Origin of the sequence: Luteimonas sp. TWI662 (genome assembly GCF_039673825.1) — a bacterium.
In the GTDB taxonomy this organism is placed as follows: Bacteria; Pseudomonadota; Gammaproteobacteria; order Xanthomonadales; family Xanthomonadaceae; genus Luteimonas.
Genome location: NZ_JBDJMI010000014.1, coordinates 94,559 through 108,166, shown reverse-complemented (window position 1 = coordinate 108,166; position 13,608 = coordinate 94,559). Strand labels below are relative to the sequence as shown.

At 67.5% G+C, this 13,608-nt stretch carries 12 protein-coding genes and 2 tRNA genes; 12 read left to right on the top strand and 2 right to left on the bottom strand.

All coding sequences use genetic code 11. The features are described 5' to 3' along the window. The 4 genes from ABE488_RS11380 to orn all read left to right on the top strand — a co-directional run. Positions 1-107: transposase (locus ABE488_RS11380; RefSeq protein WP_346448448.1), on the top strand; the 107-nt coding region annotated here is incomplete at its 5' end. An 86-nt stretch (positions 108-193) separates the two neighbouring features. Then, entirely contained in the window at positions 194-829 is a 636-nt protein-coding gene (locus ABE488_RS11375; RefSeq protein ID WP_346442466.1) for a helix-turn-helix domain-containing protein, read from the top strand. Positions 830-909: 80 nt separating this feature from the next. Beyond that, a complete protein-coding gene (gene tadA / locus ABE488_RS11370) occupies positions 910-1,416 on the top strand; it encodes a tRNA adenosine(34) deaminase TadA (RefSeq protein WP_346448438.1) in 507 nt (168 codons plus the stop codon). Between the two features lie 65 nt (positions 1,417-1,481). Continuing rightward, entirely contained in the window at positions 1,482-2,045 is a 564-nt protein-coding gene (orn, locus tag ABE488_RS11365) for an oligoribonuclease (protein WP_241946213.1), read from the top strand. Positions 2,046-2,684: 639 nt separating this feature from the next. On the opposite strand, the gene ppsA is transcribed toward orn, so the two are convergent. Continuing rightward, positions 2,685-5,063 carry a phosphoenolpyruvate synthase gene (ppsA, locus tag ABE488_RS11360; RefSeq protein WP_346448436.1) on the bottom strand — a complete coding sequence of 793 codons (2,379 nt, stop codon included), beginning with the start codon at positions 5,061-5,063 and terminating at the stop codon, positions 2,685-2,687. A gap of 112 nt (positions 5,064-5,175) precedes the next feature. Here ppsA and ABE488_RS11355 point away from each other — a divergent pair, with 112 nt between their 5' ends. From ABE488_RS11355 to ABE488_RS11320, 8 genes are all read left to right on the top strand, one after another. Further along, entirely contained in the window at positions 5,176-5,997 is an 822-nt protein-coding gene (locus tag ABE488_RS11355; protein ID WP_346448435.1) for a pyruvate, water dikinase regulatory protein, read from the top strand. Between the two features lie 56 nt (positions 5,998-6,053). Further along, positions 6,054-6,560 carry a DUF1249 domain-containing protein gene (locus ABE488_RS11350; RefSeq protein ID WP_346448433.1) on the top strand — a complete coding sequence of 169 codons (507 nt, stop codon included), beginning with the start codon at positions 6,054-6,056 and terminating at the stop codon, positions 6,558-6,560. Between the two features lie 98 nt (positions 6,561-6,658). Beyond that, positions 6,659-6,734: transfer RNA gene (locus ABE488_RS11345), tRNA-Ala, on the top strand. A gap of 52 nt (positions 6,735-6,786) precedes the next feature. Next, positions 6,787-6,862: transfer RNA gene (locus ABE488_RS11340), tRNA-Glu, on the top strand. A gap of 144 nt (positions 6,863-7,006) precedes the next feature. Next, complete coding sequence (locus ABE488_RS11335) at positions 7,007-8,806, top strand: GGDEF and EAL domain-containing protein (protein ID WP_346448446.1); 1,800 nt, start codon at positions 7,007-7,009, stop codon at positions 8,804-8,806. A gap of 9 nt (positions 8,807-8,815) precedes the next feature. Continuing rightward, the gene (locus tag ABE488_RS11330; protein ID WP_346442475.1) at positions 8,816-9,199 is read left to right on the top strand and encodes a CopL family metal-binding regulatory protein; all 384 of its coding nucleotides are present in this window, start codon (positions 8,816-8,818) and stop codon (positions 9,197-9,199) included. Between the two features lie 76 nt (positions 9,200-9,275). Beyond that, positions 9,276-11,075: a copper resistance system multicopper oxidase gene (locus tag ABE488_RS11325; RefSeq protein ID WP_346448431.1), complete on the top strand. Its 1,800-nt coding sequence runs from the start codon at positions 9,276-9,278 to the stop codon at positions 11,073-11,075. A 584-nt stretch (positions 11,076-11,659) separates the two neighbouring features. Continuing rightward, positions 11,660-12,298 carry a copper resistance protein B gene (locus ABE488_RS11320; protein ID WP_346448429.1) on the top strand — a complete coding sequence of 213 codons (639 nt, stop codon included), beginning with the start codon at positions 11,660-11,662 and terminating at the stop codon, positions 12,296-12,298. Between the two features lie 10 nt (positions 12,299-12,308). Here ABE488_RS11320 and ABE488_RS11315 read toward each other — a convergent pair whose 3' ends face one another. Beyond that, on the bottom strand, positions 12,309-13,457 hold the full coding sequence (locus tag ABE488_RS11315) for an alpha/beta fold hydrolase (protein WP_346448428.1): 1,149 nt from the start codon (positions 13,455-13,457) through the stop codon (positions 12,309-12,311). Between the last annotated feature and the right edge of the window lie 151 nt (positions 13,458-13,608).

Genomic DNA, 13,608 nt, shown 5'->3' with positions numbered 1-13,608 from the left:
GCATCAACAACACCATCAAGGTCATCAAACGCCGCGCCTACGGATACCGCGATCAGGAGTACTTCTTCCTGAAGATCCGCGCAGCCTTCCCCGGAATTCAGCGATGAACCAAAAAAACATCCTGATCAGGATGGTGTTCATCCGGCCGTAGTATCGTGCCGGTCACTTCACTGGGAATCACCAAGGCCTGTCGATGAGTCCGAAGAGCCCCACGCTCGGAACCCTGCTGCGCGGCTTGCGCACGCGCAGGGGCTGGACGCTCAGGGAGATGAGCGAACACACCGCCATCCCCCTGTCCACCCTGTCGAAGATCGAGCACGATCGTCTGACCCTGACCTACGACAAGCTCCAGCACTTGGCGCAGCGCCTGAACATGCGCGTGTCGGAGCTGTTTGCCGAACCCGAGCCGGGCGCCGCGCCGCAGGCGGTCACCGCCCGCCGCAGCATCGGCACGCTGGACAAGGCCTTGCGGGTCAAGACCGACAACTACGATTACTTCTATCTGTGCACCGAGTTGCGGCGCAAACGGATGATCCCGATCCTCACCCGGGTCCGTGCCAAGACGACGGCCGAGTTCGGCGATCTGGTGCGCCATCCCGGCGAGGAGTACATCCACGTGCTCGAAGGCCGGATCCAGGTGCACAGCGAGTTCTACGACCCGGTGGTGCTCAGCGCAGGCGAGGGCATCTACATCGACAGCCAGATGGGGCATGCCTACATCGTCGACACCGGCTGCGAGGAAGCCTTGCTGCTCGGCGTGTGCTCGAGCGCGGAGGAAGACCTCATGGAGTCGTTGATCACCATGCACGAGCAGGAAGGCAGCGTCTGAGGCCACCGGGGCCCGGGCCTTGCCATGCAAGTGCATGCAGGGCCTGGGATGTGCAGCAGGCCACGGGCCATAATGCCGGCATGCCGGACCTGCACGCGCCCTCTCTGACCGATGCCGCCGCTGCGGACGCGACATGGATGCGCCGGGCGCTGTCGCTCGCTGAGCGGGCGATGGCCGAGGACGACGAGATTCCGGTCGGCGCGCTGGTCGTGTCGCCGCAGGGCGAGGTCATCGGCGAGGGCTGGAATCGCAACATCGCCGAGCACGATCCCAGCGCGCATGCCGAAGTGGTGGCGATGCGCCGCGCGGGCCGGCTCCTGGGCAATCACCGGCTCGTCGGCTGCACGCTGGTGGTCACGCTCGAGCCCTGCGCGATGTGTGCGATGGCGATGATCCATGCGCGGATCGCGCGCGTGGTGTTCGGGGCCTTCGACCCCAAGACCGGCGCGGCGGGCAGCGTGTTCGACGTGCTGGGCGATCCGCGGCACAACCACCGGGCCGAGGTGACGGGCGGGGTGCTGGCCGAGGTCGCCGGGCCCATGCTGACGAACTACTTCCGTCGCAAGCGCGGGCGTCCGCCGCGTTGATCGCGGGCGAGGGGTGGGGACCGCTGCGATATCATGCGTGCCACGACAGCGATGGCGACCTGCCCATGAATGCCGACAGGCACAGCGACACCCGGTTGATCTGGATCGATCTGGAGATGACCGGTCTGGACACCGACCACGACCAGATCCTCGAGATCGCCACCGTGATCACCGATGGCGATCTCAACGTGCTGGCCGAAGGTCCGGAGCTGGCCATCGTGCAGCCGCTCGATGTGCTCGAGGCGATGGACGACTGGAACCGCAACCAGCACACGCGCTCGGGGCTGTGGGCGCGTTCGCTGGAGCAAGGCGTCGGCCTGGCCGAGGCGCAGGCGCGCACGTTGGCGTTCCTGCAGCAGTGGGTCGAGCCGGGTCGTTCGCCGATGTGCGGCAATTCGATCTGCCAGGACCGGCGCTTCCTGCACCGGCAGATGCCGGCGCTGGAGAAGTTCTTCCACTACCGCAACCTGGACGTGAGCACGCTCAAGGAGTTGGCGCGCCGCTGGGCGCCGCAGATCCTGTCGGGCTTCACCAAGCATTCGGCGCATACGGCGCTGAGCGATGTGCACGATTCGATCGACGAGCTCCGGCACTACCGGCGCCACATGGCGGCGCTGGCGCAGCCTTGATTCTCTGCCTGCGGTAGAAAGGTGCACGGCTCTAGTGCTCGCTGCGCGAGCCGTTGCGGGGGCCACTTCGGATAGGCATCGGCCTGCCGCCCGGTAGCCGCTCTTCCCTCGGCAGGCCGCTTCGCGGTCCGGCCACGCGAAGCACGCGTGGCGTTCGCATGGATGCGCGGCAGTGCCGCGCACGCCATCCATGCTCACCCTGTCCTGACTCGGGCGCGCGCGCTCCGCTTTGCGGATTGGTCCGGCCCGGCGTAGCACGCCGGGCGTTCGCCCGCTCGCGCGGCATGCCGCGCAAGCAGAACGGGCTCACCCATGGCGCGCTTGGCGCGGCCACCGACCGTCAGTCCGCTGCTGCAGACGTGTGCGCTCCGGCTTCGAGTAAACGCAACGTCGCATGCTGGGAGAAATCGCGCACTGGCAGGCTCAGTGCGTCGTGCTGGTCGGGGGCTGCGATAGCGGGCCATGGATGGCCCGCGGCGGCGAGTCAGCCATGGATGGCTGACCGAGCCGGGGAGCAATCCCCGGCCGGCGCGACGCGCGTTCCGGAGAGGAGGCAGTGGAAAAGCAAGATGTCCCTGACCTCGCAAAGAGCCACAAAAAAGCCCGGGAACATCCCGGGCTTTTCGTGGGGCAGGGCGGTCAGCCCGCGCGTGCCTTCGACTTCGCGAGCCGCAGCCAGGTATCGACCACGGTATCGGGGTTGAGCGACACCGACTCGATGCCTTCTTCCATCAGCCATTGCGCCAGGTCCGGATGGTCCGAGGGGCCCTGGCCGCAGATGCCCACGTACTTGCCCTTCGCGCGTGCGGCCTTGATCGCCATCGACAGCAGCTTCTTGACCGCCGGGTCGCGTTCGTCGAACAGGTGCGCGACGATCGACGAGTCGCGATCCAGGCCCAGCGTGAGCTGGGTGAGATCGTTGGAGCCGATCGAGAAGCCGTCGAAGATGTCGAGAAACTCGTCGGCCAGCAGCGCGTTGGACGGGACTTCGCACATCATGATGATCTTCAGGCCGTTCTCGCCCTGCTTCAGGCCGTTCTTCTCCAGCACCTCGACGACCTTGCGTCCCTCGTCGAGCGTGCGCACGAACGGGATCATCACCCACAGGTTCTCCAGGCCCATCGTGTTGCGGACCTTGAGCACCGCGCGGCATTCGAGCGCGAACGCTTCGGCGAACGAATCGTCCACGTAGCGGCTGGCGCCGCGGAAGCCGATCATCGGGTTCTCTTCGTGCGGCTCGAAGTTGCTGCCGCCGATCAGGTTGGCGTACTCGTTGGACTTGAAGTCCGACAGGCGCACGATCACCGGATGGGGCGCGACCGAGGCAGTCAGCGTCGCGATGCCTTCGGCCAGGCGGTCGACGTAGAAGTCGACCGGGCTGCGGTAGCCGATGGTCTTGGCGTCGATCTTCTTCTTGGTCGCCGCATCCTGCCGGTCGTACTGCAGCAGCGCATTGGGGTGCACGCCGATGTGCGCGGCGATGATCATTTCCAGCCGTGCCAGGCCGATGCCGGCGTTGGGCAACTGGCCGAAGTCGAACGCGCGCTCGGGGTTGGCGACGTTCATCATGATCTTCAGCGGCGCCTCGGGCATCGAGGTCAGATCGGTCGTGGTGCGATCGAACGGCAGCTTGCCGGCATAGATGTAGCCGGTGTCGCCCTCGGCGCAGCTGACCGTGACTTCCTGGCCGTCCTCGATCGTTTCCAGCGCATTGCCGGTACCGACGACGGCCGGCACGCCGAGCTCGCGAGCGATGATCGCGGCGTGGCAGGTGCGGCCGCCGCGATTGGTGACGATCGCCGAAGCACGCTTCATCACCGGCTCCCAGTCCGGATCGGTCATGTCGGCCACCAGCACGTCGCCCGGCTGCACCCGATCCATGTCCTCGAGCCGGCGGACCACGCGCGCCACGCCCGCGCCGATCTTCTGGCCGATCGCGCGGCCCTCGCAGACCACGTCGCCGCGCTGCTCCAGCGAGAAACGCTCGATCTGGGTGTTCTTGGCGCGCGACTTCACCGTCTCCGGACGCGCCTGCACGATGAACAGCTTGCCGCTGGCGCCGTCCTTCGCCCACTCGATGTCCATCGGGCGCTGGTAGTGCTCTTCGATGATCAACGCCTGACGTGCGAGTTCCTGCACGTCCTCATCGTCGAGGGAGAAGGTGTTGCGCAGTTCGGCCGGCGTGTCCTCGGTGCGTACCCGCTCGCCGGGGACGTCGGAGTAGACCATCCGCAGCTGCTTGGCACCGATCGAGCGGCGCAGAATCGCCGGCTTGCCCGCCTTGAGCGTCGGCTTGTAGACGTAGAACTCGTCGGGATTGACCGCGCCCTGGACGACCATCTCGCCCAGGCCGAAGCTCGAGGTCACGAACACCACATCGCGGAAGCCCGACTCGGTGTCGAGCGTGAACAGCACGCCCGAGGCGCCGATGTCCGAGCGCACCATCAGCTGCACGCCGGCCGACAGGAACACGTCCTCGTGCTTGAAGCCGTGGTGGACGCGGTAGGCGATCGCGCGGTCGTTGTAGAGGCTGGCGAAGACCTCCTTGACCTTGTGCACGACGTCGTCGGCGCCGGTGACGTTGAGGAAGGTCTCCTGCTGGCCCGCGAACGAGGCGTCGGGCAGGTCCTCAGCGGTGGCCGACGAGCGCACGGCCACGGCGATGTCGCCGCCGCCGTTCTCCGACGCCAGCTTTTCGTAGGCGGCGCGGATGTCGGCGTCCAGCTCGGGCTGCAACGGGGCCTGGGTGACCCAGCTGCGGATCTCGCGGCCAGCGGCGGTCAGCGCGCCCACGTCCTCGACATCGAGCGGCGCGAGCCGGTCGAAGATGCGCTGGTGCAGATCGTTGTGCGCAATGAACGCCTTGAACGCGTCGGCCGTCGTGGCGAAGCCCCCGGGGACCGAGACGCCCAGCTTGGCCAGGTTGCCGATCATCTCGCCGAGGGAAGAATTCTTGCCGCCGACCTGGGCCAGGTCGGTGAGTCGAAGGTCGTGCAGCCACAGGATATTGGCGCTCAAGAGGAGGCTCCGTGTCGCGTGATCGGGGAGACCGGACCGGCGGGTCCGGCTGAGACGGGTTATTTTAGCCCTCCCGGGCGCCGCGGCGCTCGCCGATGCGACGGCTTCCGTCATGCCGACATCCCGTCCCGTGTTCTACGTCTCAGATGGCACCGGTATCACCGCCGAGACCATCGGCCACAGCCTGCTGACCCAGTTCAGCGGCACGCAGTTCAGCACCAACCGGATTCCGTTCGTCGACAACGCCGAGCGCGCGCGCGAAGTCGCGGCGCTGATCCGCGCCCGTGGCGAGGCCATGGGGGCACGTCCGATCGTCGTCAGCTCCTGCGTCGACCCGGGCCTGGCGACCATCCTGGAGGAGAGCGGGGCCCTGGTGCTCGACGTGTTCGCGCCGTTCATCGAGCCGCTGGAGCGCGAACTGGTCGAGGCGCGCGAGTCGCGCGTCGGGCGCGCCCACGGCATGGTGGACTTCGACACCTACCACCGCCGCATCAACGCGATGAACTTCGCGCTCGCACACGATGACGGCATGTCGGTCAACTACGACGAGGCCGATGTGATCCTGGTGGCGGTGTCGCGCGCCGGCAAGACGCCGACTTGCATCTACCTGGCGCTGCACCACGGCGTGCGCGCGGCGAACTATCCGCTCACCGACGAGGATCTCGAGCACGATCGGCTGCCGCCGCGGCTGCGCGCGCACCGGGCCAAGCTGTTCGGACTGACGATCGACCCGGTGCGCCTGGCCCAGATCCGCCAGGAGCGGCGCCCGAACTCGCGCTACGCCAAGCTCGAGACCTGCCGCCACGAGGTCAGCGCCGCCGAGTCGCTGTTCCGGGCCGAGCGCATTCCGGTGCTGAGCACCACCCATACCTCGATCGAGGAGATTTCCAGCAAGGTGATGTCGACCCTGGGCATCGAGCGGGTGATGTACTGACGCTGCGCGGACCGGGGCTGCCGGGCGGTTCACTGCACGGCGTGTAGGATCGCGTCATGGCCAATGTCGACTCCACTCGTGTCCGAATGCCCGCACTGGGCCGCTTCGGCTGGCTGATGGCGCTGTATGCCGAGAACCACGTCCGGCTCACCCGGCTGTTCCATCCCGGCGACCTGTCTCCCGGCCCCTACCTGTCACAGGCGCCGGGTACGCCGACGGTCCGACTCGACGTGATCGCGCAGCATCGCTACACCACCGAACTGCGGCTGAGCTACACCATGCTCGATCCGCTGACCGGCGAGCCGGACCCCTCCGCGCACCTGCGCCTGTATCGCGACGCCGGCCAGGTCGAGGCGACGCATTGCTACGTCGGCCGGCGCTGGCAGGACGTCATCGGCATGTTTCCGCCGCCGGCCGAAGTGGTCGACCACCGCTTGCGCATGAACACGTTCCTGGGCAAGTGGCTGCAATATCTGGTGGAGCAGGGCCATGGGGTTGCAACTTTGCGTCCGAATCTGGATGATGCGCGCCTCGCTCGGAACGAAGCCGAACTTCTCGGCTGAAGGCACCCACCCGGAGGCCGCAAGTTGCGAGTGAGATGGAAGCGAAAACTTGTTGACGTTGCCGCACGGCATCCCTACAATTTCGCGCTTCCCACTGTGGGGCCATAGCTCAGCTGGGAGAGCGCCTGCATGGCATGCAGGAGGTCGGCGGTTCGATCCCGCCTGGCTCCACCACAATTTCGTCGCGAACCACAAGGCCGGTCCGCGACATGATGCAGGCTTCTGCGTCCCCATCGTCTAGAGGCCTAGGACACCACCCTTTCACGGTGGACACCGGGGTTCGAATCCCCGTGGGGACGCCACTCAACGCTCTGCGAACGGGTTGCTTCGATGCGAAGCGGCCCGTTTTTTTTGTTGTCCCGCGCGGCACACTGCCGTCATGACGGATCGACGCCACAGGAGTAGCGTTTCGCCAGGCGCCTAGGGGGGAGACGGACGTGAGATCGATGCATGAGGCCGACCGGATCGCGTTGATCCGCAGTCTGGATCTGTTGTCGCTGGCGGGGCATCCTGAGTTGGACAGAATCGTGTCCCTGGCTGCGTTCGCATTCCGGGTGAAGACGGTCCTCATCTCCCTGGTCGACGAGGTGGACCAGCACTTCCTGTCCTGTGTCGGCACCGAGCTGCGCGGGAGCAGCCGCGAGATCTCGGTCTGCACGTATGCAATCGAGCAGGACGACATCTACGAGGTCTGCGACCTGACCGCCGACCCGCTGTTCGCGCGCAATCCGCTGGTCACGCAGGCCCCTTGCATGCGGTTCTACGCCGGTGCGCCGCTGGTGCTCGGCGACGGCTACAAGGTCGGAACGATCTGCTTGATCGACTACGCGCCGCGCCGGCTGGACGATGTCGAGCGCGAGCAGCTACGTTCGTTTGCGCACCTGGTGGTGGGGCAGATCTCGCTGCTCCGGTCGATGGGGCGGCGCGACCCGGTGACCGGCCTGGCGAACCGCCAGCAGCTGGCTTGGGACCTGCGCGAATCGCTGCGGCATGCATCGCCCGGGATACCGGCCCTGTCGTACCTGTGCATCATCGACGTGCTCGATCTGGCCAGCGCCCACCGCTTGAACCAGGCGCTGGGGGTGGCGCCGGTCGAATCGATCATCCGGCAGTTGGGCTATCGCCTGACCGACGCCCTGGGCGACACCGCACGGCTGTACCACGTCGGCGTGACCCGGTTCGCCTTCGTGCTGGCGAACGTGGCGGAAGGAGACGTCGCGGCGGTCCTCGAAGACCTGCGCGAGCGGCTCAGCGAGCCGGTGGTGAGCAGCGGCTTGACCTTGCAGGCCGTGTTCCACGCAGGTGTGGCGAGTTTCTCCGCGGACGATGCCGCCGATGTGCTGCGCCGTGCCGTCACCGCAATGCATGCGTCGCTGGAGACCGGCGCGACGTGGTGCGCGTACGACCGTGATCGCGACGCCCGCCTGCAACGTCATTACCGCCTGGCCACGCAGGTCGAGCGCGCGCTGGAGACGCATGAGTTCTCGCTGATGTACCAGCCCCGGCTGCGTCTGTCGACCGGGCGTCTGCGCTCGGTCGAGGCCTTGCTGCGCTGGCGGCATCCCGAGTACGGCGACATCGCCCCCGACGAGTTCATCCCGGTCATCGAAGGCACGACGCTGATGCCGTTGGTCACCCGCTGGGTGCTGCGCCAGGCGCTCGTGCAACTGCAGGCCTGGGAGCAGCAGGGGGTCGTGCTCGACATCTCGGTCAACCTGTCGGGTGCGGATTTCCGCGATGGACAGTTGCCGGATTACGTCGCCGGGCTGGCCCGCGAGTTCGGCGTCGCGCCGCCGCGACTGGAGCTGGAGGTCACCGAGGGCGAATGGCTGCGCGACAAGGGCCGGGTCGCCGCCCAGCTCGCCGCGCTGCAGGCGCAGGGGTTCAACATCGCGATCGATGATTTCGGCGCGGGCTACAGCAACTTCTCGTATCTCAACGAGCTGCCCGCCACCACGATCAAGATCGACCGCGGGCTGCTCGCCGGCATCGAGACCAGCGAGCGCCGCGCGCGGCTGGTCAGGACGGTGCTCAAGCTGTCGGCCGAACTGGGCTATCGCACGGTCGCCGAGGGCGTGGAATCGCCCGAGCAGATGGCCAGACTCCGCGAATGGCAGTGCGACGAGGCGCAGGGCTATCTCGTTTCGCGGCCGCTCACGCCCGAGGCATTGGTCGCGCTGCTCCGGCAACAGGCGGATGCGGAGGGCGTGCCGCTCGCCGGTGCCGGGCGGGACGGCCCGGTATAATCGGCACCGATGCCCCGGATCTCCGCCACTGCCGTCCGCATCCTGCTGCTCGCACTGCTGCTGATCGAGGCGACGGGCGTCGTCTTCGCTTCGCCCCCGATCCCGCGCGATATCGCGACGCACGACGCCGGCCATGGAGGCGGCGCCGATGCTTCTCCTTGTCACGGCGATGCCGAGCAGGCGCCGTCGGAACCGGGCAGGGCCAACACACCCCACGCGGCGTGCGACGACGACGGTTGCCGTTGCCTCCACGGCTGCAGCATCGCGCTCATGCCGCGTCTCCGCCCACTGATGCTGCTGCCCCGGCCGACGCGCCACGACGCGCACGGACTGCAGGTGCGTGCAGATCCTGCCCCTGTCCAACCGAACCGCCCTCCCATCGCCCACCTCTGATCCGCATCGATCGCCCACCCCGCGAGGGGCAGGGCGCAGCGCCCGTGTGACCGGGCTCCCTACGGATGGAGTAGCGATGACTTCCGATATGTTCTCTGGCCGCGGCGGCTTCGATCCCGCGCGCCGCCGTTTTGTCCAGGGCCTGGCGCTCGGTGGCCTGGCCGCCGGCCTCGGCGCCTGGCCGCGCCCGTCCTGGGCACTGCAATCCCCGCACGGCCGGATCCTGGCCGGCACCGACTTCAACCTGGTGGTCGGCGAGACACTGGTGAACTTCACCGGCCGCACTCGGCCGGCCGCGACCCTCAACGGCAGCCTGCCCGCGCCGATCCTGCGCTGGCGCGAAGGCACGACGGTCACCTTGCGCGTGCGCAATGCGCTGCCGGCCGGCTCGATCTTCGGCGACATGACCTCGGTGCACTGGCACGGCATCGTGCTGCCGGCGAACATGGACGGCGTGCCGGGCATGAGCTTCGACGGCATCCATCGCGGCGAGACGTTCCAGTATCGCTTCGACGTACGCCAGGGCGGCACCTACTGGTACCACAGCCATTCGGGGTTCCAGGAACAGGCGGGCATGTACGGCGCGCTGATCATCGACCCGGTCGCGCCCGAACCCTTCGCCTACGACCGCGACTACGTCGTGCTGCTGACCGACTGGACCGACCTCGATCCGCATGCGCTGTTCACGCGGCTCAAGCAGATGGCCGAGCACGACAACTGGTACAAGCGCACGGCCGGCGACTTCGCCCGCGACGTGCGTCGCGACGGCTGGCGCGCCACGCTCGCCGATCGCCGCGCGTGGGGGCAGATGCGGATGACGCCGACCGACCTGTCCGACGTCAATGCGCACACCTACACCTACCTGATGAACGGCACGACGTCGCCAGGCAACTGGACCGCCCTGTTCCGGAGCGGCGAGAAGATCCGCCTGCGTTTCATCAACGGCTCGGCGATGACCTACTTCGACGTCCGCATCCCGGGCCTGAAGATGACCGTCGTCGCGGCCGACGGCCAGTACGTGCACCCGGTGACGGTCGACGAGTTCCGCATCGCCGTGGCCGAGACCTTCGACGTGATCGTCGAGCCTTCAGGCCAGGATGCCTACACGATCTTCGCCCAGGACATGGGCCGGACCGGCTTCGTCAGCGGCACGCTCGCCGTACGGGAGGGCTTGCGCGCACCGGTCCCTGCGGTCGACCCACGGCCGATCCTGACCATGGACGACATGGGCCACGGCGGCATGCATGGCATGGATCACGGTGCGGGGCAGGGCGTGGATCAGGGCGGCCACGAGGCTGCGGCGATGCATGGCGGCCACGACCACGCCGCGATGGGGCATGGTGCCATGCCGATGCAGGCGCACCCCGACAGCGAGCGCGGCAACCCGCTCGTCGACATGCAGACCATGACCCCGGCGCCGAAGCTCGACGATCCCGGCATCGGGCTGCGCGACAACGGTCGCACGGTGCTGACCTACGGGGCGATGCGCAGCCTGTTCGACGACCCGGACGGCCGCGCGCCGTCGCGCGATGTCGAGCTGCACCTGACCGGCCACATGGAGAAGTTCGCCTGGTCGTTCGACGGCATCAAGTTCAGCGACGCCGCGCCGCTGCGGCTGAACTACGGCGAGCGCCTGCGCATCGTGCTGGTCAACGACACGATGATGACCCATCCCATTCACCTGCATGGCATGTGGAGCGACCTGGAGGACGACGACGGCCGCTTTCAGTTGCGCAAGCACACCGTCGACATGCCGCCCGGTACACGCCGGAGCTTGCGCGTGCGCGCCGACGCGCTCGGTCGCTGGGCCTTCCACTGCCACCTGCTGTATCACATGGAAGCGGGCATGTTCCGCGAAGTGCAGGTGGTCGAATGAGCGCCGCCACCTCGCATCCCAGGTGCATGCCCTCGTTGCTCGCCGCTGCGCTGCTCGTTGCAGGCGGCGCGCAGGCGCAGGACCACGCGCATGGCCACGGCCATGGCGAAACGCATCGACCGCCGTCGACGGCCGCATCGCATGGCGCGTCCGCACACCGGCACCATGCCCCCGCTGCGCCCAAGCAAGCGGGGCAGGGCGCGCATCGACCCACTGTGGAAACGACCCGTCCGCATCCCCGGACGGACCGTGGCGTACATGCGGATCGGACGGCGCACGAGACACCTGTTGACGATGCGGCCCGCCTGCAACAGGCGATGCCCGCAAGTGCCCGACATCCCGCCCGCGATGATTCGCAGGTGGACCACTCCAGAATGAATCATGCTGGGATGGATCACGCAGGGATGGATCACACGAGGATGGAGGCTGCAGCAGGACACCCAGCAGCCGCCGAGATGGAGGGCCACTCCGGACCTGCGCCTGGGGCAGGCGACTTGCCTGCGGATGCGCCTCCGCGCACGCCAATTCCTGCGCTCACTGAGGCCGATCGCGAGGCCGCATTTCCGTCGTTGCATCCCCATGCGATGGGCGATTCGGCGATCCGCCATCTTGTACGCGTCGACCGACTCGAAGGCTTCGATACCGATCACGGCCATGGCCTGGGCTGGGACGTGGACAGCTGGATCGGCGGCGATCTGCACCGCTTGTGGCTCAAGTCCGCCGGCGAGCGCGTGGCCGGCCGCACCCACGACGCTTCGCTGGATGCGCTCTATGGCCGCAGCGTGTCGCCGTGGTGGGACGTCGTCGCCGGCGCTCATCACGTGTTCGCGCCGGGGCGTGCCAAGACCTACGCAAGTCTCGGCGTGCAGGGGCTGGCGCCGTACTTCTTCGAAGTCTCGGCAATGGCGCATGTCGACGATCGCGGCCGCGTTCTCGCCGAGCTGGAGATCGAGTACGAATTGTTGCTGACCAACCGCCTGATCCTGCAGCCGGCGGTCGAGCTCTCGGCCGCCAGCGAGTCGGATCCCTCGCGCCGGATCGGCAGCGGCCTGAACGGGATCGAAGCCGGTCTGCGGTTGCGCTACGAGGTTACCCGGCGCTTCGCGCCGTACATCGGCGTCGTGCACGAGCGCAGCTTTGGCCAGACCCGGGCGCTAGCGCAGGCCGACGGCGGCAGCGGACGCGAGACGCGCTGGGTGATCGGGGTCAGGACCTGGTTCTAGCCGACGCGGTCTAGTCTTGGCGGCAGCGCCGGACCGATGCGCCGGGGCCTTCGGCCCCGGTCGCCATCGGACGCACATGCGCCACCAGCGTGAGCAGCATCTTGCCCGGTTCCTCGTTCATGACCTCGTGTGCCGACTGCTCGAACCAGACCAGTTCCTTGCACGGCGCGTCGACGGTCGCGAACCATTCGGCCGCCAGTTCGGACGACACATTGTGGTCGTGGCGACCCAGGAACAGGAACAACGGGGTCTGGAGCTCGCGGATCGTGGTCATGTCCAGCGTCAGGACCCCGGACAGGAGATGCGTCATCGAGTAGTCATTGCCGGCCCAGACCGCTGCCAGATCGGCATCGGTGTACTCGGGTGCCAGCCACAGGGCCGCAGCCTCGGCCTGTCCGCCGCGGCGGTTGTGGACCATGCCGCCGTAGTGGTTGAGCCATTTGCGTTGCTTGAACAGATCGTCCAGCGGGACCGGCGCCGTGCCCTGCGCGTAGGGCTGCAGCGACATCAATTCCTCGACAGCTTCCGCATTGCCGTCCTGGCGAGCCTGTTCCAGCGTCCATGCCCAGCCACGACGCTCGCTTTCCGGTGCATTCGAGATCTGGCCGACGCCGATGTAGGCATGCAGCCACTCCGGCCGCTGTCGCGCCACCTCGAGTCCCAGATAACTGCCCCAGGACTGGCCCAGCACGAAGATCCTGTCCTGCGAGAACGCCTCGCGCAGCCAGGCCACCATCTCCACGGCATCGGCCACCATGCGTTCGCGGGTCATCGTCGGGGCGATCGCGTCGGGATCATGGCTCGCGTAGGTTTTGCCCGCGCCGCGCTGGTCCCACTGCACGACCGTAAAAAACTCCTCCCAGCCACGCTGGAAGTACCAGCTCGTCGGCATCGACACCCAACCCGGGCCGCCGTGGAGCATCAACAGCACGGGATTGCGGCGATCGCTGCCGCGAATGGAAACCCATTGATCGATGCCGCCGATCCGGACTTTCTCGAGGCGTTCGACACCGTGATCGGTGACCACGCGCCGCATGTCGGCAACGATCGCCACGCTGTCTTCCCGGGTCTTGGACATCTGCGCGTCGGCGGCGTGCAGAGACGTTGGCAGCAGAAGGAGCGCGAGCGCCGCCGCAGCGCACGCGGTGGACAGCAGCATGGCAGCAGTTGCGGGCCGGAGAATGCGGCGAAGCGACATCGAATGCCTGTCATGATGGAACGGGGCGCCGATGATGCCATGCCACAGCGGGCAGGACTGCCGGATGCGCGCGCATGCAGGACGGCGCCACGGTCCGCGTCACACCAGCGCG

Coding starts and splice junctions, on each gene's coding strand:
- ABE488_RS11375 (WP_346442466.1), top strand. CDS start 194: ATGAGTCCGAAGAGCCCCACGCTCGGAACCCTGCTGCGCGGCTTGCGC.
- tadA (WP_346448438.1), top strand. CDS start 910: ATGCCGGACCTGCACGCGCCCTCTCTGACCGATGCCGCCGCTGCGGAC.
- orn (WP_241946213.1), top strand. CDS start 1,482: ATGAATGCCGACAGGCACAGCGACACCCGGTTGATCTGGATCGATCTG.
- ABE488_RS11355 (WP_346448435.1), top strand. CDS start 5,176: ATGCCGACATCCCGTCCCGTGTTCTACGTCTCAGATGGCACCGGTATC.
- ABE488_RS11350 (WP_346448433.1), top strand. CDS start 6,054: ATGGCCAATGTCGACTCCACTCGTGTCCGAATGCCCGCACTGGGCCGC.
- ABE488_RS11335 (WP_346448446.1), top strand. CDS start 7,007: ATGCATGAGGCCGACCGGATCGCGTTGATCCGCAGTCTGGATCTGTTG.
- ABE488_RS11330 (WP_346442475.1), top strand. CDS start 8,816: ATGCCCCGGATCTCCGCCACTGCCGTCCGCATCCTGCTGCTCGCACTG.
- ABE488_RS11325 (WP_346448431.1), top strand. CDS start 9,276: ATGACTTCCGATATGTTCTCTGGCCGCGGCGGCTTCGATCCCGCGCGC.
- ABE488_RS11320 (WP_346448429.1), top strand. CDS start 11,660: ATGGGCGATTCGGCGATCCGCCATCTTGTACGCGTCGACCGACTCGAA.
- ABE488_RS11315 (WP_346448428.1), bottom strand. CDS start 13,457: ATGCTGCTGTCCACCGCGTGCGCTGCGGCGGCGCTCGCGCTCCTTCTG.